Source organism: Anaerolineae bacterium (genome assembly GCA_025062375.1).
Taxonomy (GTDB): domain Bacteria; phylum Chloroflexota; class Anaerolineae; order SpSt-600; family SpSt-600; genus SpSt-600.
The window spans coordinates 1-19014 of sequence record JANXAG010000037.1 but is presented as its reverse complement, the minus strand read 5'-3'; the positions used below and the strand labels follow the sequence as shown (position 1 = coordinate 19014).

The 19014-nt window shown below is 53.1% G+C and carries 16 protein-coding genes; all 16 read right to left on the bottom strand.

Annotated elements, in window-relative coordinates; translation table 11 throughout:
* Positions 1 to 109: 109 nt before the first annotated feature.
* The gene (moaC, locus tag NZ653_08655) at positions 110 to 583 is read right to left on the bottom strand and encodes a cyclic pyranopterin monophosphate synthase MoaC (GenBank protein ID MCS7287189.1); all 474 of its coding nucleotides are present in this window, start codon (positions 581 to 583) and stop codon (positions 110 to 112) included.
* Entirely contained in the window at positions 580 to 1290 is a 711-nt protein-coding gene (gene rph / locus NZ653_08650) for a ribonuclease PH (GenBank protein ID MCS7287188.1), read from the bottom strand. The genes moaC and rph overlap by 4 nt, the downstream gene beginning before the upstream one ends.
* Positions 1291 to 1305: 15 nt before the next feature.
* Positions 1306 to 2343: an SPFH domain-containing protein gene (locus NZ653_08645; GenBank protein MCS7287187.1), complete on the bottom strand. Its 1038-nt coding sequence runs from the start codon at positions 2341 to 2343 to the stop codon at positions 1306 to 1308.
* Between the two features lie 13 nt (positions 2344 to 2356).
* Positions 2357 to 3547 carry a hypothetical protein gene (locus NZ653_08640; protein MCS7287186.1) on the bottom strand — a complete coding sequence of 397 codons (1191 nt, stop codon included), beginning with the start codon at positions 3545 to 3547 and terminating at the stop codon, positions 2357 to 2359.
* Between the two features lies 1 nt (position 3548).
* Positions 3549 to 3977, bottom strand: coding sequence for an SRPBCC family protein (locus NZ653_08635; GenBank protein ID MCS7287185.1), 429 nt, complete (start codon positions 3975 to 3977; stop codon positions 3549 to 3551).
* A 2-nt stretch (positions 3978 to 3979) separates the two neighbouring features.
* A complete protein-coding gene (locus NZ653_08630; protein MCS7287184.1) occupies positions 3980 to 4507 on the bottom strand; it encodes a hypothetical protein in 528 nt (175 codons plus the stop codon).
* Between the two features lie 118 nt (positions 4508 to 4625).
* The gene (gene fusA, locus NZ653_08625; GenBank protein MCS7287183.1) at positions 4626 to 6683 is read right to left on the bottom strand and encodes an elongation factor G; all 2058 of its coding nucleotides are present in this window, start codon (positions 6681 to 6683) and stop codon (positions 4626 to 4628) included.
* Positions 6684 to 6740: 57 nt separating this feature from the next.
* A complete protein-coding gene (locus NZ653_08620; protein ID MCS7287182.1) occupies positions 6741 to 8264 on the bottom strand; it encodes a hypothetical protein in 1524 nt (507 codons plus the stop codon).
* A complete protein-coding gene (locus NZ653_08615) occupies positions 8265 to 8903 on the bottom strand; it encodes a DedA family protein (GenBank protein ID MCS7287181.1) in 639 nt (212 codons plus the stop codon).
* A 16-nt stretch (positions 8904 to 8919) separates the two neighbouring features.
* On the bottom strand, positions 8920 to 9813 hold the full coding sequence (locus NZ653_08610) for a ParB/RepB/Spo0J family partition protein (GenBank protein MCS7287180.1): 894 nt from the start codon (positions 9811 to 9813) through the stop codon (positions 8920 to 8922).
* 4 nt (positions 9814 to 9817) lie between these two features.
* On the bottom strand, positions 9818 to 10687 hold the full coding sequence (locus NZ653_08605; protein MCS7287179.1) for a flavodoxin family protein: 870 nt from the start codon (positions 10685 to 10687) through the stop codon (positions 9818 to 9820).
* Positions 10688 to 10689: 2 nt separating this feature from the next.
* On the bottom strand, positions 10690 to 11667 hold the full coding sequence (locus NZ653_08600) for an ABC transporter permease (protein ID MCS7287178.1): 978 nt from the start codon (positions 11665 to 11667) through the stop codon (positions 10690 to 10692).
* On the bottom strand, positions 11664 to 12704 hold the full coding sequence (locus tag NZ653_08595) for an ABC transporter permease (protein MCS7287177.1): 1041 nt from the start codon (positions 12702 to 12704) through the stop codon (positions 11664 to 11666). The genes NZ653_08600 and NZ653_08595 overlap by 4 nt, the downstream gene beginning before the upstream one ends.
* Positions 12701 to 14248, bottom strand: a complete 1548-nt coding sequence (locus NZ653_08590) for an ABC transporter ATP-binding protein (GenBank protein MCS7287176.1) — start codon at positions 14246 to 14248, stop codon at positions 12701 to 12703. The genes NZ653_08595 and NZ653_08590 overlap by 4 nt, the downstream gene beginning before the upstream one ends.
* A gap of 177 nt (positions 14249 to 14425) precedes the next feature.
* Positions 14426 to 15706 carry a BMP family ABC transporter substrate-binding protein gene (locus NZ653_08585; protein ID MCS7287175.1) on the bottom strand — a complete coding sequence of 427 codons (1281 nt, stop codon included), beginning with the start codon at positions 15704 to 15706 and terminating at the stop codon, positions 14426 to 14428.
* Positions 15707 to 15815: 109 nt separating this feature from the next.
* Positions 15816 to 18908, bottom strand: coding sequence for a glycoside hydrolase (locus tag NZ653_08580; GenBank protein ID MCS7287174.1), 3093 nt, complete (start codon positions 18906 to 18908; stop codon positions 15816 to 15818).
* Positions 18909 to 19014 lie beyond the last annotated feature (106 nt).

Sequence of the window (19014 nt, the reverse complement as noted above, 5' to 3'; positions counted from 1 at the left end):
GGGTGCAAAGGGTGGTTGATTGCTCCCTTTTTAAGGTTCTTGAGATTCCCAACCCCTCTAAGCTAGGGACTTCTGCCCCTTTCAACCCCCAACGCGGGCAGTGACACCCTTATTCAAGGGTTATGTCTCCGCTTTTACCACCGCGCTTTTCCACCAAGCGAATATTGTGGATGCGAATGGTTTTCTCCACCCCCTTGGCCATATCGTATACAGCAAGAGCTGCTACACTTACAGCTGTTAGAGCTTCCATCTCGACACCTGTCTTCCCTACCGAACGCACGGTGGCGGTAATTTCAATGCAACTTTTTTCTTCATTGATATCCAGCTCTACGTCTATATGGCTCAGGAAAAGGGGGTGACACAGAGGGATAAGCTCAGGGGTGCGCTTGGCAGCCATGATCCCCGCCAGCCTCGCCACCGAGAATACATCTCCTTTAGGTAAATTGCCCTCTTTTATAAGCCGCAGGGTTTCAGGCGCCATGTGAACTTCGCCCCTGGCTACGGCTATCCTTTCGGTGTCAGGCTTGTGGCCCACATCCACCATGCGAGCCTGACCTTCTTCATCCAGGTGGGAAAGCCTCATTTTAAAGCCTCCCTCTGAGCTTGAAAGAGCTCCTGAAGCCCCGCCCAAGCCATATCCAGCATCATCTGGAGGGTTTCCCGGGAGAAAGGTTTGCCCTCGGCAGTGCCCTGGATTTCCACCAGCTCCCCCCTGGAGGTCATAACCACGTTCATGTCAACTTCAGCCACGGAATCCTCCTCATAGGTGAGGTCCACAACAGGCTGCCCATTCACCACCCCCACGCTTATGGCCGCCACCTGAGTTTTCACAACCCCCCGGGGAGGGATTAACCCCTTCTGACCGAGCTCCCGAAGGGCCAGAACCACCGCTACAAATCCTCCCGTCACCGCCGCAGTGCGTGTTCCCCCATCAGCCTGGAGGACATCGCAGTCTACAGTTATAGTATGACCCCCAAATTTGTCCAGGTCAAAGGCAGCCCTCAGGCTGCGACCTATGAAGCGGCGTATCTCCTGAGTTCGGCCACTGAGGCCACTTGTCTCCCGGGGAGTGCGCTCGGCCGTAGAGCCAGGAAGCAGTGAATACTCTGCAGTGATCCAGCCCTCCCCTTTACCCACAAGCCAGCCAGGGAGGGCTTTTTCCACCGTAGCCACACATAACACTACCGTGTCCCCAAGTTCTATAAGGACCGAACCCGGATGATACTTTATAAAACGAGGAACTATGCGCACCGGCCGAATCTTGTCAGGTGAGCGTCCGTCGGGGCGCATTTTCCTCCTCAGGTTTTAGCTCACTTTCGCTCCACAGTTCGGGCAGAACTTAGCCCCCGGAGGAAGCGGGGAACCGCATTGAGAGCAAAATCTTCCGGCTTCCTGTTTGGCCCCGCAGTTGGGGCAGAATTTGGCATCAGCCGGGATTTGAGAGCCACAGCTGGGACAGGTTTTGGTGGGAGCCGCAGCCTTAGCAGCCTGCATTGCCTGGGAGATCATCCCCGCCATCATCGCTCCCATTCCAGCTCCAGCCCCAAGGCCAAGCCCAAGTTCTGCAGCACCAGCCCCGGCATCCTCTCTCGCCGCCAGATCCCCCATGGCACGGGCAGCCTTGAACTGAAGGTACTTCTGCATATCACCGATAGCCCCCATAGCCGCTCGTTCATCAATGGCTCTGGCAGTTTCCTCAGTAGGCGTTATGGAAAAGACATAGAAAGTTTTCAGGTTCAAACCCAGCGAAGCAAAGTCGTCCTGGAGCTTGCTTTTGGTAGCCGCACTTATCTCATCATAAAGGGAAGGCAGGTCAAATAGGGATCTCCCGGCTTCGCCCAGGAAATCGGCAAACTTGGATACCACCATGCTCCGGAGGAAGCCTTCAATCTGAGAGGTTTCGTAGAGCCCCTGAGCTCCCACAACTTTGTTCACAAACAGTTGAGGATCGGACACCTGCATGGAATAAGTTCCAAAAGCTCTCAGTCTGACTATGCCCAGCTCAGCATCCCGCATGGCAATCGGCTCCGGAGTCCCCCACTTCATGTCCACAAACTCCCGCATATTGACAAAGTAGACCTCGGCCTTGAAGGGGGTCTCACCCCGGAAAGCCAAGCCTATGAGGCTCACAAGCAGCGGGATATTGGCAGTGGTGATGGTGTGGCGCCCGGGCCCGAACACATCAAGGGCTTTGCCATCCCTGAAGAAAACAGCCGTCTGGAACTCCCGGACTATGAGCTGGGAACCGATCATGAAATCACCGGAGCCCGTGGGAGGAAAACGCTTGACAATTTCCCTCTCTCCCATATCAGGCATCTGGATTATATCAAAAATTCTGGCCATACCTCACCCTCCTTTACTTTATCTTGAAGCTTGCCACCATATCCACAAAATAGCCAAGCCACTGCTCTTCCTCTTCCGCCGGAGCGAGAGTTACTATTAAGTAAGCTCTGTCGCCCTGGACAGTTACCAGCAAGATGGAAGACTTTTCCCGACCCTCTTCCACAAAGCTCAAATCCACCTCCCACCATTCTATTCCCGAAATTGAAAAGGGACCGGAATAAGAGACCTCCAGGTCAGAGTAGTCGGCCTTGAGAGAATCAACGATCACTTCCGCAATTTTCTGGGGCGTATCTTCAGCATCTTCCAGCACCCCTACACTTAAGACCACCTCGGCTGTGGGCTGGAAAGAGACATGGTCGGCTTCTTCCAGGACATCCCAATCCGAAGGATATAGGATGGAAAAGCCAAGAGACTCGCTGGAATAGAGCTTCATTCCGGCAGGGACCACAGCCTCTTCAACCACGGAGAAAGTGGCCGTGCGGGCAAGGTTTCCGTCCAGGTAAAGTTCCACTTTGTATTCGCCTTCGGGCAGAGCAGGGTCCGGCTCAAGGTAGAAGCTTACGTAGGTATTAAGAACATTCTCTTCAGCCACAATGGTAGTGGTCCAATCCTCCTGAAGCTCGCCCTCGTGATACCATCTGGCTTCCAGGCGGGAATAAACTCCCAGATCAACATTCACAGAACAGTAAACAGTTTCGTAAGGGTAAAATGTTTTAGCAATTTTTACTGGCTTTTGATTTTCGTCCACCTCTTTGGCCATCACCACTTTCTTTACCCGCGAAGGGATTGCATCCGCAGGCGGAACCACAGAGAAACCAACTTCTTGGACATACTGGTCCTCAAGGTAGATTTTCACCCTGTATTTGCCTATGGGCCAGTAGTTTTCGGGCTCAAGGGTGAAACCTATGTAGCCAGAACCAGCTTTGTCGGTAGTGTAAGAGGTTTCCTCTATAAGCTCTTCGCCGTAAAACCAGACAGCCTTTACCTCGGCACCCTTGGGGAGGTTTGAGACCCTGACTGAGCAATTGAAGGGCTCGGTGGGAAGAAATTCGGTCGTTTCCTTTACCGGCTTATAGTCCCGAGTAAGCTCTTTTGCCATGTTAACGCTCACCACCTCCGGCTTGGCTGGCCTAAGGGGAAGACATGCCAGCATGACGGCGCTCAAAGCTACTATGGTTATCAGCAAAGCTTTTCTCCTGAACATATCATTCCTCCAGCATGCGCTTTAAATTTGCCGCCCCTTCATCGGCAGCTTTTTCGTTCTGAGCTAAGAGGATCTTTTCTGCTACCTTGCCCAGGACAACCACCGGTACCGAATACTCCAGCCGGAGGTGAACTTTTGTTCCCTCCCCTTCCGGCTCCAGAGTCCAGGCCCAGGTGCTGATAGCTCCTCCTTTTGTTTCCACCACGTGGCGATATGGCGGCTCATGCTCCACTACATGCCCGGTCCCGTGGAAAGTTATACCTGCCATCCGGTAGGTCCACTCCCACGTAGCCCCGACCCCCTGGCCCTGAAAGTTACGGCTTTCCTCCAAACCCGGGAGCCAAGCCGGGTCTTTGGAGTGATCGGCTAAGAGGGCAAAAACTTTTTCTATAGGAGCTTTGACCCAGAAAGTTCGCTCTATTACGGGCACGGTTAACCCTCTCCTTTGAAATTTATCACTGCCTCCTGGCGCCTGAGGAAGGTATCCATTAGGGCATCGGCTTCGGAAATTATTTGATTTATGAGAGGAAGGAGCTCTTCCCCTCCACCAGCGGCCTCCTTCAGCCCCTTGGCAGCAGCCACTAAAGCCTCCGCCTTTCCCAGGAGGGAAAGGTCAAAATCATACAGGGCATCCAGCTCTTCCTCCCGTATCTTAACGGCGTCAAAGAAACCACTGTATCCGTAGGAAGCGGTCCGGAGCCGGTCAGCGGTGTTCTGGAGCTTCATGACGGCCCTTTCCAGATCATCCAAAAGGCCGATTTTGCCCCTTTGCATGACCATTATCTGGGTTTCCTGAAGCAGTCCGCGGGCTTCTTCCAAGACAGATGCTACATGCTGACGGAGAAGTCGGTCTGCCTCACGGCGGATTTCCTTTTCTTTGTAACCCTTGAAGCCCGGAATGCTTAAAGCAAGCTTTTCCAGCCCTCTCAAATGCCTCTCCAGCTGAGATTTTAAATCCATTTTTCCCTCCTCTGAGCTTTTAACCATTTCAGGCTGGCGATCCCGTAAAAATATCCCCCCTTTTCGCCTGGGCAGGCGATCTTCGGAGGAGTTTTGAGGTCTATATCCCAAAACTCGTTTACTTTTTCTCTTGCTGAGCCTCCTTCTCCTTGCGAGCCTGCTCAATTATGGTCTGGGCAATGTGAGAGGGGACTTCTTCATAGTGGGAGAATTCCATGGAGAAAACGCCCCGGCCCTGGGTAAGGGAGCGCAGTTCGGTGGCGTAGCGCTGCATTTCCGCCAGAGGGACTTGTGCTCTGATTATGGCTGTGCCCTTTTTCTGGTCCATGCCCATGACTCTGGCCCGTTTGGTGTTGAGGTTGCCCAAAACGTCGCCTGTAAACTGCTCTGGAACGGTTATAGTGACGTTCATGATGGGCTCAAGGAGAATGGGGCCAGCCTGCTCCATCGCCTTCTTAAACCCAAGATGAGTGGCTATCTTGAAGGCAAGCTCGGAGGAGTCCACCGGGTGGTAGGAGCCGTCGTAGAGGACTGCCTTTATGTCCACTACCGGGAAGCCCGCTAGAACTCCGCTCTGGATAGCCTCTTTCAACCCCTTTTCCACGGCCGGAATGTATTGTTTGGGCACTGCTCCACCGAAAATTTCCTCAGCGAACTCAAAGCCTGCTCCCCTGGGAAGAGGCTCAAGCCTAAGCCAGACATCTCCGTACTGCCCACGGCCACCGGTCTGCTTTTTGTATTTACCCTGAGCTCTCGCCACTCTGGTTATGGTTTCCCGATAAGGGACTTTGGGAAGGGAAGTGACAACCCCCACCCCGAATTTATCCTGGAGCTTGCGGATAGCAATATCCACATGGGATTCGCCCATACCTGAGAGGATGGTCTCGCCGGTAGAGAACTCCCGCTTCACCTGGAGGGTTGGGTCTTCCTCCACCAGGCGGTTGAGGACGTTGCTGAGCTTGTCCAGGTCGGCTTTGGTTTTGGGAGCCACAGCCACCGAGAAAAGGGGTTCGGGATATTTTATGCCGGGCAAGACGATCAAATGGCCTTTATCGCAAAGGGTATCGCCGGTGACAGTTACGGATAACTTGGCCACAGCTCCTATGTCTCCAGGCCCCACCTGCTTGACAGGGGTCTGCTCCTTTCCCCTCAGGAAGAAAAGCTGCCCTATGCGCTCTTCTTCACCAGCGCGGGCGTTAAAGACCCTGGAATCGGAACTCATTACTCCCGAATAAACCTTGAAGTAAGAAAGCTTACCAACGTAGGGGTCGGCGAAAGTTTTGAAGACGAGAACAGCCAAGGGTCCGTTTTCATCCGCCTTTAAGGTTTCGCCGCTTTCTGTCTGCACTTCCACCTCCGCTGGCGAGGGGAAGTAATCCACAATAGCATCCAGAAGGGCTCTCCCGCCTATATCCAGAGTGGCCGCACCGCACAGGGCCAGCACAAACTTGCGGCTTTTAACTCCAAGAGCAAGACCTCTCTTTATTTCCTCTTCAGTGAGGGGTTCGCCTTCCAGATATTTAACTATGAGTTCATCATCGTTTTCAGCGGCCGCCTCCATGAGCCTGGTGCGGTATTCCTCGGCCAGTTCTCTGAACTGAGAGGGGATTTCCATTTCTCTGGCTTCTGAGCCTGCGTAAGCTTTCATTCTTACAAGATCTACAATGCCGGAGAAAGAGGCTTCGCTGCCCAGAGGAAGTTGGATTGGGATAACGTTCACGCCAAATTTTTCGGCAACTTCATTCACAACCCGCAAGAAATCAGCATTTTCCCGATCCATTTTGTTAACGAAAACAAAGCGAGGCAACTGGCGTTCATCAGCATAAGTCCAGACCATCTCAGTTCCTACTTCTACTCCGGCGGACGCATCCACCACCACTACTGCTCCTTCACATACTCTCAGAGCCCCAAGCACCTCCCCCACGAAGTCCATGTATCCAGGAGTGTCCAGGATATTTATCTTGTACCCCCTCCACTCGCAGGGAAGAATGGAGGTGTTTACGGACATTTTCCGCCTTATCTCCTCCGGGTCGTAGTCGGAAACAGTGTTGCCTTCGTCCACTTTCCCGAGCCTCTTTATCGCTCCGCTATCGTAAAGGAGGGCTTCGGAAAGGGAAGTTTTCCCTGCTCCACCGTGGGCTATAAGAGCCACGTTCCGAATCTTCTCCACACTCATCTGCCTCCCCTCCAGAAATTCTTACAAATTGCATTGTAATCTGGAAATCCCTTCTTGTCAAAAAGCCGGCGCAACAGGGCAGCAGTTTCTTTCAACAAAAACCAAAAGCCCATCTCCTCCGAAAAGGTCTGAGGGCAGTTTTTCTAAGAGTTGGTAAGCTTCCCAGAACCTTTCGTCCTTCAGGAGGCTGTAACGGCCATAAGCTTCAAAGATGACCACCACGTCAGGACAAAAATCCAGGACAAGATCAGGAGGAACAGCATAGCTTATAGCATACATGGATGGAGGCAAAGGGTAATAATTAAGGGTCTGAGGTGAATTTAGGCCTGCAAGGTCCAGAATGCGGGCTTCCGTAAAATAGCCCAGGGTTCCTACATCGCCAGCGGCCAAAAGGGCTGAAGGTTTGAGCAGAGGCTTAACGCGCTTTGCTACTTCCATGTAAAGCAGTTCTCCGCCTATGAAAGCCATGGCCGGGGCAGGCCTATTCGGCCCATGATCTGGATAGAGGGTCCATTCGCGCAAAGTGGTCAATACCGGCAAAAGGGCAATTACCAGCAGCGGCTTCGCCTCTCGCTTGAAAATTTTCCCTTTAAGGTCCGAAAGCAAAGCTCTGGCGCCAAGAAGGATGGAGAGGATGTAAAAGGGCAGCGGAGGAGAGAGATACCAACGAAAAATAAACGGGTTAAAAAAGGCTAAAGCGGCAAAGTAAAGCCAGGGATATACAAGACCGGGAAGAGCCCTGGGGAAAGAACGAACAGTTCTGCTTATGCCCAGGAAAGACAGGAAAGTGTAGAAAAAAGCCCCAAAGCCAATCCAGTTAATGCCGAAGATAAGATGTTCCATAAAAGGGGTAGAGTAATGCTGGACCAGGCGGACCAGAGCGGCCTCGCGGGGAATGTAGTAAATTAGCCTTTTGGCCTTAATGGAGTGCGGGATTACGGAGCCGTAATAGTAAAAGGCAAAGATGATCCAGGGCAGGATGAGGAGAAAAAAGAGGGCAAAGGCTCTGAGCCAGGCGCCAGCTTTTTCTCTGGTTTTAAACAAACTGTAAAGGCCGTGGGAGAATAAAGGGATGAGAAAGATGAGGGCATCGGGCCTGGTCAGCAAGGCAAGAGCCCCTGCCAGCGAAGTTAGCATAAGGCGCTTTTCCAAATAAAAGGTGAAGGAAGCCAAAAGGAAGAGGACGTAAAGGCTCGTTTCCATTCCTCCTATACTGAAGGTGACGTTCCAGGGAGAAATAGCCCACAGGGTTGCCGCCAGGGAACCCACGCCCTCAGCCTTCAACTTTCGGCCCAGGCGGATGATGAAAGCGCAGGCCAGAACGCCCGCAAAGGCATTGAAAAGCCACGCCAGCGTGGGGAAAGGCGCTTGCGGTCCGCCGAAAGGCAAAGCTACGGCGCTTAGGATCAACATGTAAAAAGGGGTAGTGATCCCCAGGACCCTTTCGCCGGGGTTGAAGACGGGACCCAGGCCCAGGAGGAGATGACGGGAATAGCGGTAGGTTATGTAAGCATCCTCAATAGTCCTGGGGCCAGGGACAAGGTGGGCTGCCAGCGCCAGGAGGAGGATCAACGCTGGCATTTATTCCTTTTCCAGCTCGTTAAAGCGCTTTACATGCCGGTAAATATACCAGGCTGCCAGAGCCAGCAGAGCAATAGCGATGGGGATGTCAAAGGGGCGCATTATCTCTCTCACTTCCCTCCAGTGCTCCCCGAAGACGTAGCCGGCATAGGCCAGACCCCAGCACCATAGGAAAGAGCCGACGAACGTTAGAACCACGAAGCGGGGGAAATTCATTCTGGCCACACCAGCTGGGAGGGAAATAAAGGTGCGGACAATGGGCATAAGCCTGGAAAAGAAGGCCGTGGATTCACCATACCTCTCAAACCATCTATCAGCCATATAGATATCGTGTTTGGAGATGAGGATGTATTTTCCGTAGCGCAGGAGAATAGGTCTACCGCCTTTAGCTCCGAACCAGTAGGTCAGGACTGAGCCGATGGTGCAACCCAAAGCTCCGAAAAAGCCCGCCCAGGCGGTGTGCCAGGGCGAATAGCCCTGGGCCTGCACCAGCATCCAGCCCGCAAGGGGCATCACTATTTCGCTGGGCAGAGGGATACAAGCGCTTTCTATGGCCATAGCTATGACCACGCCAGTCCAGCCTATTGTCTGGAATAGTTGCTGAAGAAAAAGGACTATCTGCTCCTCAATGGCATGCATGGCTTCCACCTACCTCCTAAAATTTTCCAATCCCCGCATAAGGGGAATCGTTTCTCCCCAGGTCGTTGCCCATGAGGCGCTCGCAAATGAATCGGAGGTCTTCGTCCGAATAGAAGAAGATTACAAGCCTGCCGCCCTTCCGCCCTTTGATAAGTTGAACTTTCGTGCCCAGACTTTCTCGGAGTTTTTCCTCCAGTTCTTTAATTTCAGGCAGGGTTTCCCTCCGGAGAGACCTGCCTGGTTCTTGAAGTTTCCGCACCAGTTCTTCCGTCTGGCGAACGTTGAGACCACGTTTTAAGATTTTCTCCAGGGCTCTGATTTGAAGTTCTGAGGAGGAAAGGGCAAGGAGAGCCCTGGCATGGCCTTCAGATATAAGTCCTTCAGCCAGAGCTTTTTTCACTTCGGACGGGAGCCGAAGAAGCCTCACAGTATTGGCCACAGCCACCCGGCTCTTGCCCACCCTCTTTGCCACTTCCTCCTGAGTTAAACCGAATTCCTCTATCAGGAATCTATAGGCTTCAGCTTCCTCCAACGGATTGAGGTCAGCCCGCTGAATGTTTTCCACCAGGGCTAGTTCCAGCATCTCCCTGGGGCTCACCTCTTTTACAATGACAGGAACTGTGCTGAATCCCGCCATCCTGGCCGCCCGCCAGCGCCTTTCCCCAGCTATAAGTTGATATTTCCCGCTTTCTTCATCCCTGGTAACAATAAGGGGCTGGATGAGGCCATGCTCCCTTATGGATTGAGCCAGTTCCTCCAACGCCTCCTGATCAAGATGGCGCCTCGGCTGGTAGGGATTGGGTATAATTTCATCCACTGAAATTTCTTTAATGGCTCCACTTTCCTCCAGGCCTAGGGAAGGGATGAGAGCTTCAAGCCCCTTTCCCAGCCCCCTTTTCGTCCCAGCCATTGCTTTAACCCCTCTCTGGAGGTTTCACCCACTCAAGTTCTTCCGCTTCTAAAGACCGGCGGCGCTCTTTGATTTGTTGCCTGACAGCCATGAACCTGACCCCTGTCTCCCTTATCCACTCGTTCAGGTGTTTCCGAAGCCCCTCCGAGGTCCAGCGGTCCGATATACCCCGGGAAAAATCCAATTTTATGCCCCCATTTTCCAGCAGGACGAGGGCTTTTGTCCCGCAAACAGGGCACTCAGCTTCATTCCCCTCCAAACGGAAGAAATCAGAATCGCAAACAGGACAATAGTTTCCCCGAGGCAGAAAAGACCTTTTCTCTCCTCTCACCACCCGGCGGCCCAGCTCCCTGACTTTGCTCACAATTTCATCGTCCAGAAGGCTTTCTCCCGGACCAGGGAAAAACGCCACAATGCTTTCAATCGGCACAAAGCCCAAAGTATAGAGAAAAGCATTGAGGAATGGTCTGGTTACACCTTTCCAGGGAGAAAGGCCCGCTATCATAATAACCCCTCCGGGCTTTAAGTCTTCATCTTTCCGGGTATCCCAGCGAGGAGAGAGCATGAGGAAACGATCAAACACGTTTTTCAAAGGGCCAGGAACGTTCAGGAAATACGTCGGTGCAGCTAAGATGAGACCATCAGCCTGAAGCGCTGTTTCCAGGAAGAAATTCATATCGTCCTTTATAGGGCACTCCTCGCTGCGGAAAGCACACCGCATGCAGCCCGTGCAGGGTTCGATGTGAAGGTCGCTTATCCTCAGGGCCTTTACCGAAGCACCCTCTTCCCGGGCGGCAACCAGCGCTTCCCTTATAAGGACCTCAGAGTTTCCCCAGGGCCTTGCTGAGCCTATAAGTCCAAGGATTGTGCCCATAACTATTCCCGCCTGTAAGGCAAACCGGAAGCTGCCGGAAATCTCCTCTGCCCTATGGCTATGGTCACAACCAACAAGGTGGTTATGTAGGGGATCATGTGCACGAAGTAGAAGGGTATGATCTCTTTGACGCCAGGGGTAATGGCTACAGCGTAGGCGAACCCTTCGGCGAAACCGAAGATGAAGGCTGCTGCCAAAGCCAGAAGGGGCTCAAGCCCTGAAAAGACCACACAGGCCAGAGCTATGAACCCGCGCCCAGCAGATATTTCCTTCACCACCCCACCGAACCAGCCCAGGGGCATGAAAGCTCCACCCAGTCCGCAGAGGGCTCCTCCAAGGGTAGCAGTGAACAGCCTTATGAGGTCAATCCTTATCCCCGCTACGTCCGCCGCCTCCGGTCTTTCCCCACAGGCCTTTATCCGGAAGCCCAGGACAGTTCGGTGAAGGAAGAGGTGCCCCAGGATGGCTAAAGCTATGGCTATGATGGTCACGGGATTTATCCTACCTATTGGGGTGTAAAGGGGCTGGACCATAAGGGCGCGGGGGAAAAGGTGAATACCCGGGAAGCCCCAGATGGATCTCAACAGGAAAGGGACAAACCCGATGGCGAAGACGTTGATACCTATACCAGCTATTACCTGGGCTGCCCTGGCATATACACTTATAAGGCCAAGAAAAAGGCCGATCAGAGCACCTACTATCATTCCAAAAAACAATCCACCCCATCCATTCCCGAACAGCTCAGCTCCATAGACTCCGAGGACCGAGGTTAAAAGCAGAATTCCTTCCAAACCGATATTGATGACCCCGGCTTTCTGGTTTATACATTCCCCAACAGCCGCTAAGACCAGCGGAGTCATAGCCAGGAAGGTGGCTTCCAGAATGGAGAGAGGCATAAGGCCTGCTATCTCTATGCCATAGAAAACAAGTGCACTTATTATTACTGCGGCCAAAATCCAGAAGATCCTCTGCTGGTTCATCGCTTGAGTCTCCTCCTTATAATAGCCCAGAGTTCGGGAATAGAAAGGGCCACTATTATAATGCCGTTTATGGCCCTGACCATCTCTGAATCCACGCCAGCGTGATACTCCATGTAGCGGCCTCCGTGCTGAAGGGTGCCGTAGAGGATAGCCGCCAGGATTCCCCCTAAGGGATGGTTGCGGCCTATGAGGGCTACTCCTATGCCGTCAAACCCAAGGGATATAACATTTCCCAGCGTGGCATAAAGAGACCAGGCGGGGGGCCGGCCGATGATCTGGCTTGCTCCTGCCAGCCCAGCGGCCATTCCCCCAAGAAGGAAACTTATAAAAAGCACTTTCCTAGCCGAAACCCCAGCGTAACGAGCAGCGTGAGGGTTCTCACCTACAAGCCTCAACTCATAGCCAGATCTTGTCCCCCAGAGGTAAAAATAAATAAAAAAGCAAAAGGCTAAAGCTACCACAAATACAAGCGTAAGGGTTGCTCCTTCTACTATAACGGGGTATCTGGCCGTGGGAAGAGCGGGGACTGTTCGTTCCGCTCTGCCAGGCTGGGCAAGATAGTAAATGGCCAGATAGATGGAGAAATGATAAGCTATCCAGTTGAACATTATGGTGGAAATTACCTCGTGGACCCCACGCCAGATCTTTAAAATGGCGGGGATGAGGGACCAGAGAGCTCCTGCTACCATACCGGCCAGGGTTGCAGCCAGAACGTGTATTACTGGTGGAAGTTGTATAAGTCCCGCTACAGCCACCGCTCCGATGGCCCCAAGATACATTTGCCCCTCGGCTCCTATGTTGAAAAGGCCTGAGCGGACCCCCAAAGCGAAGGTTATGGCTGTAAGCATGATAGGGACGGCAAAAGCTAGGGTTTCCAGAACATCCACGGGGGAACCGAAAGTCCCCCGAAAAAGGGCTGCATAAGCTCTCAGCGGGTGATACCCGAAAACCATCATGAGGATTGAACCCACGATGAGCCCGACGATTATAGCCAGCAGAGACTCAAAGATGGGACGAAGTCCACGAAGCAGCCTCATCGTTTACCTCCGGCTTCAGTTTTAAGCCTCACGCCACCCATCATCATCCCTATCTCTTCCCGGGCAAACTCCCCAATCCTCCCCTCACCGAGAAACTCGCCCTCATACATTACAGCAATCCTGTCACTGAGCTCAAGAATCTCATCCAGGTCTGCGGAGACTAAAAGCACTGCCTTCCCAGCATCGCGCATCTTGATCAGAAGCTCTCTTATATACACCGTAGAGGCTATATCCAGACCCCGGGTGGGGTGCGCAGCAACCACGAGGGACGGCTCTTTAGAGAGCTCCCTGCCCACCAGGAGCCTCTGCTGATTTCCTCCGCTCAGGCTCTTCACCGGAGTCCTGAGGCCGGGAGTAACTACATTGAAGGATTTGACCAGATACTGGGCAAATTTCAGGATTTTGTCCCAGTTCAATCTTCCGAGCGCTCCTGCGAATTGTGATTCCCACTGTCTGCTCAGAATGCTGTTTTCAGCCAGGTCAAAGTTCATTGCCAGGCCAAACTTGCTTTTATCCTCCGGGATGTGGGAAAGGCCCAGGCTATAAAGCTTGCGAGGCCCGAAGGCTGTCACGTGGTGGTCCTTTATCCATATTTCCCCCTTGACAGGTCGCCTTAGACCAGTTATAGCCTGGATCAGTTCGCTCTGGCCATTCCCTTCAACCCCCGCTATCCCGAAAATCTCCCCCGCTCTAACTTCAAAGGAGATTCCTTTCACTGCCATGGTGCCAAAATCGCTCATAACATGAAGGTCATTGACCCTGAGGATGGGCTCTCCTGGTTCGGCCTGGGAGCGAACTGCTTGAGGGATGACTTCCCTCCCCACCATCATGATGGCTAATTTTTCAAAAGTGGCCTCAGAAGTAGGCAATTTTCCGGTCACCACCCCATTCCTTAGCACCTGAATCCGGTCGCTTATTTCCATCACTTCCCGCAATTTGTGGGTGATAAAAACGATAGCTTTACCCTGGGCTTTAAGTTTGCGCATTACTTTGAAGAGTTCCTCAACTTCCAGTGGGGTGAGATAAGAAGTGGGTTCATCCAGGATTAAAACGTCGGTCCCGCGGTAGAGGACTTTGAGGATTTCCACCCTCTGCTGAACGCCAGCCGATAACATTTCCACAGGGGTGTCAAGAGGGACATGAAGGCCTGTTTCGTCCATAAGGGCTTTAATTTTATCTCTTGCTCCTTTGAGATCCAGGGGAGATAGCCGGCCCGTTTTTTCCTGACCCAGGAGGATGTTCTCCAGTGGGGTAAAAGGCGGGACCAGAGCAAAATACTGGTGGACCATGCCTATCCCCAGTTTGAGGGCGTCGGAAGGATTGCGGAAGTGAACCTTTTTCCCGTTATAGTAAATTTCGCCGGAGGTTGGGGGAAGGAGGCCCGAAAGGATTTTCATTAAAGTGGTTTTTCCGGCCCCGTTCTCGCCCAGAAGGCCGATTATCTCTCCGCCACTGACCTCAAAGTCAACCCCTTTCAGAGCTACAGTGCCATCTGGATAGACTTTGTGGATTGATTTCATTTCAACCAGAAGTTTGGAGCTCATGCCCTGATTTCCTCCTTAAGTGGATCACCCGCAAAGGACCAGCTAAGGAACCATGAGGGCGCCCTTGCCGCTTGATTAGCCTAAAAATAAAAGCAAGCTATCGCTTGCCTCTTCTCTATGCTTAGCCAAAGTGAGCAAAAGAAAGGGGAGGGGGAGTAGCCCCCTCCCCCTTCCCTTTTACCCGAGCTCGTCGCGCCACTTCTTGATTAGCTCGTCGGTGGTGACGGCCGGAACTTCAACGGCTCCGGTGCGGATCTGCTCCTCAAGTTCTTTGATGGCGCGCCACACCCACTCGGGCTGAGCGTCTCTCATCTTCTTGACCTTCTCGCGGATTTTGTCGGGCTCCATGGGGAGGACTTTCTTGCCGGTGAGCTTTTCGGCATTGATACCCATCTGGATGAACTCGTCAAGGTCGGCCAGGGTGCTCACGGAGATGCCTTCCATAAGCTCGCCGGCCACTTTGGTCCCGACACCCAGAACCAGGACGCCCTTGTTTTCCTTGACAATGTCCCTAAATTTGCCGTCCACCACCAGCTTCGTGGCGTAGTATACACCTTTATCAACTCTCTTCATCATGCTGGCGATGACGAAGCCGGGGTTGATCCAGTCCTGGTTAGCGTCTACGCCAATCCAGAAGGGCGGGCCAAACTCCAGCTTTTGAGCTTCAGCAATTTCGGACACGGCCTGATTGATGCCCAGTCCCAGAGGGCCAGCGATGTTGTATACGGCCACGGCGTCTTTAGCATACATGGCCTTAGCGGCTTCGTAGCCCTTGGTAATATCGCTGAAAGTCCCGGTATAGGTCCAGAGGACGAAGTCCTTGGTGTAATCAAAGGCCTCGTTAGGCACATTCTTCTTGAGCCATTCGGTGGCCCAGCGGGCACCCCACTTGTAGCCGATTTCAAACTTCCAGAGGACCGGGATCTCAATTCCCAGGACAGCACCAATGTGAGGCTTGTCGTAGGCGGCCGCCAGGAGAGCACCTAGGGCTCCCACTATAGCGCTGCCTTTGTGCTCCTCGTAAACGATGTCCATGAGGTTGGGCAGAGGATACTTATCGGGGGCTTTCTCCTTAATGATGGACTGGGCGTAGGTATCAATACCTACGAAGTTCTTATCGGGATACTTCTGGGCTACTTCAGCCAGGGCATCGCTCAAGAGGAAACCAACTCCCACTATGAGTTTGACGTCGGGGTCCTTGGCGGCAGTGGTCAGGTTGGGGACATAGTCAGCTTCCACTTTGCTTACGAGTTCAACCATTTCTACGCCGAAGTCTCTTTCAGCCTCGTCCCCACCCTTAAAAGCCATGTCGTTGAAGCTCAGGTCACCCCTGCCGCCGATGTCGGAAACAACGGCTATCTTAATCTTGGGCTTAGGGGTAGGGGTCGGCTTGCACCCCGCTACGATCAGGGCTAAGATCGTGAGCAGGGCAAACAGGATGTATAGTCTCTTATTCATAGGCCTCCTCCTTGAGGGGGGTTTTCGGTCATTATTGTAAACACAAACTTCTGATTTGTCAAACGAGCCATGCATAGCTCACAGGCGGTTTACAGATGGCAGCAAATGGCTATTCAGGTGGTTTCATCGGTGGGATCTGGCAGAAGTCGTCCGGCCCCAGTTTGTCCATGTTCGGCTCTCTGGAAGGCGGGTATTTGCTCAAGATTTCCTCCTGGGAAGGAGAAGTTCCCTCCGGCCAGGCTAAGTCAACGATGCGGGTGTGATTTGTGTCGTTAGGGGCACCACCCATGCGCCACTGCTTCGGCTCCTTCTCCACGTCTCTTACCCGCCAGACCCCCGGAGATGGATAGCCTTCCTGGCTCAATACGGCTGCCACGTAGGCCCAGCGGCGGAGGTTTACATCCCTGCCGAAGACCTCCTTCGGAACACGCACAGTGACACTTTGCCTGTCGGGGTTGACTATGGTTTTAACAGGGGCTTTGAGCTGTTTGATCTCCCCCGAAGGGTCTGCGGTCCATATCTGCTGAAGCCATCCTTCCACCCAGATGGCATATTCCCATCCATAGCCTTTTGCCAGGGAGGCATTGCGCCCCGGGAGAAGAAGGCGCCGTCCGGTACCGGCTCCAGGGTCAACGTCAATGTATATATCCAGGGTCTGGAGGGAGAGGTTTATGGGCGAGTTCCAGGGGTTAGGTACAGGCCCATAAAATGTGAAGGCAAAAACCAGATCTTCTTCGTCTTCACCCACGGCAAAGCTTTTAAGGTCAAAGACCTTCGGTTGGAATACAGCGTCCAGGGGATAGAGATAAGAGCCAGGACCGTGATCATCGCCCTCGGGGTCCCGGACTTCAAGGATAAAAGTGATGGGCCGCAGCTCCGGGGCAATGATACGCAGAGGACCGAGGGAAGGGATAAGGTCTGTGTCTTTCCCTCCTTTGCTGATCACCACTCTCAGGTTCAAGGCATCGCCTGCGCTGAGTTCCCCCAGGGAGGCCAATGGTATAGCCAGTTCCAGTGTGCTCTCTCCCACACCAGCTTTGATGGGTTGAGGGTCGAGCCAGTTGTTCAGGCCATCGGCACGGGTGAGGGTGGAGGAGATAGCTTTCCCGGCAGCGAAAGCGATTTCAGCCAGGTGGGTTGCACGGAATCCCAGATAAGTGCGGGGTTCTCTCTGGAAGCCCAGGCGGGAAAAGGGGTTAGCCGTGGTGACGTAAGGGCTTGAGATGTAGACGCCCAGATGGGCTTCCGGTCCCAGTTCGCTCCAGGGGGAAAGGCTTTCTAACCTTAAGTAAAGGTTTTGGCCGTCAAAGCTGTAGTAGACTTCCTCCACAATTTGTCCAGGTTCCCGGTAGTAGCCAGCCTGAGCCCATTCCTCAAGTGAGATTTGTCCGTCCAGGGTGGGGGTGAAGGTTTTTTCCATACTCCGGGTAGGAGCTACAGGCCTGGGTGGAATTATAGGGGCGTCCAGGAAAGGAGGAGGCACCTCCCCAAGGGCTCTGTAAACTTCTTTCAGAAGGGAGCGAAAGGCGTAGTCAAAGTATTCATCCTGGCCGGAATCCTGGTCAGAGCCATACCACCAGAACCAATCGGAACCCTCGGCCAGGTATATATAATCTTGAGCCCGGGCAATGGCCTCAGGAGGAGCAGTGCGGCGCTGGTGAAGATCATATTCGGCCAGGAAGTTGCGCACTTTGAAAAGGTAATTCCAGGCTATGTTTTCTTCGGCTTCCCCTATCCAGGTGTCAAAATCGGGGCTGAACCAGCAGCCCGGCCAGAGACGCATCAGTTCCCGCTGCTCCGGGAAGAGCTTTATGTATTCAGAAGGGGTTATGGTCTTTATGTCTTCAGTCTCTGAGAGGTTTCGGTAAAGGGCATGAAGAAATTCTTTGCCATCGTTCTCATACCATTCCCACGCATTTTCACCATCCAGGATTATGCTGACCAGATGGGGGCCTTTTGCGCTGGTTTCCTCAAGGCACCGGCGGATGTTCCTCAGCCTCTGGATGAAGTCCTTGGCGGCTTCTTCGCCAGGCATCCCCGAATAAACGAAAGCGATCTTATCGGATATGACTCTGTCTCGGAAGAGGACCGCTACAGGTTTACCACCCCGGAATCGGACGTAATAAGGCCGGTAAAGGGTGTCAGCATCTTTGACCGTTTCCTGGCTGTCCCGGGCAAAAGAGCCCAGTTCCAGAGTCGCTGCCAGCACGTCTTCACCCGAAGCCATCCATGTGAAGCCCGCATCGGCTACAAGGCCTACAATCCCATAAGCTACTGCCCCCTCAGAAGGCCAGAGGCCCCTTGGTTTGCGCCCAAAGTGCTTTTCGTAGATTTCCACGGCTTTTCTGAGCTGGGCGGAGGCATCTTCTGGAAAAGAAAAGTGGAAAGGTAGCCTGGAAGAGGGATTGCCTACTGCAGCCAGGTTAGCATCGTATAGGAGGGGGAGGATGGGATGAGCATAGGGAGAAGTTGTGACCTCAATTTGCCCTCTGTCCTGAAGTTCTTTGTGTTTGGGGATTACAGCTCTTATCACTTCCCTGGCTTTTTCAAAGATTACCTTCTTATCTTCTTCACTGAAGCCTCTCCCTTTCTCCACCAGGCTCTTAAGAGGTTCCTGGGCCAGGAAGTCGGGGTCAAACCAGGCCAGGTTGAAGAGGATCTGAAGGTCACGGAGATCCTGGACGGTAAAGGTGGTGAGGGCTCTGTCGATCGCGGCTTTATCAGCAGAATGACCTCGCTTATCCAGAAGTTCTTTATAGCGGGGGAAACGAGGTATGACACGCTCCCAGTTGGCGTCAAAGAAGCGCTGGAGGATAAATCTTTTCTCTTCTTCAGTCAATTCCTGGGCAGGTTTTTCCGCCAGAGCCCAGTAAATATCCTTGGCACCGCCAGCGAAATCGTCCAGCTGACGGATAAGGCTCGGGGTGAGGTTGAAAGTGACTTTCACTTTTGGATATTGTTCCAGGATGGCAGCCATATCGTAATAGTCTTTTGTGGCGTGGACTCTGACCCAAGGACGGGTGTAGAGGCCTGTTTCGGGGTCTTTATAGTAAAGGGGCTGGTGCTGGTGCCATATTATGGCCAGATAGAGGGGATGTTTTTCGGGGGAAGGGCTTGGAGTTGTTGGTAGAGGTGATGGGGCAGGGGTGGCACAGCTTATTAGTAGGGCCAAAATGGCTATTACAAAGGTTTTTACTTTCATGACTAATCCTCCGATAAGGTTTTTGGGGGCACATCCCTCAGACCCCCTGCCATGGGGCTCCGCCCCCTGGACCCCCGATTTTTCCCGCCCTCGTGGGCTTTGGGCT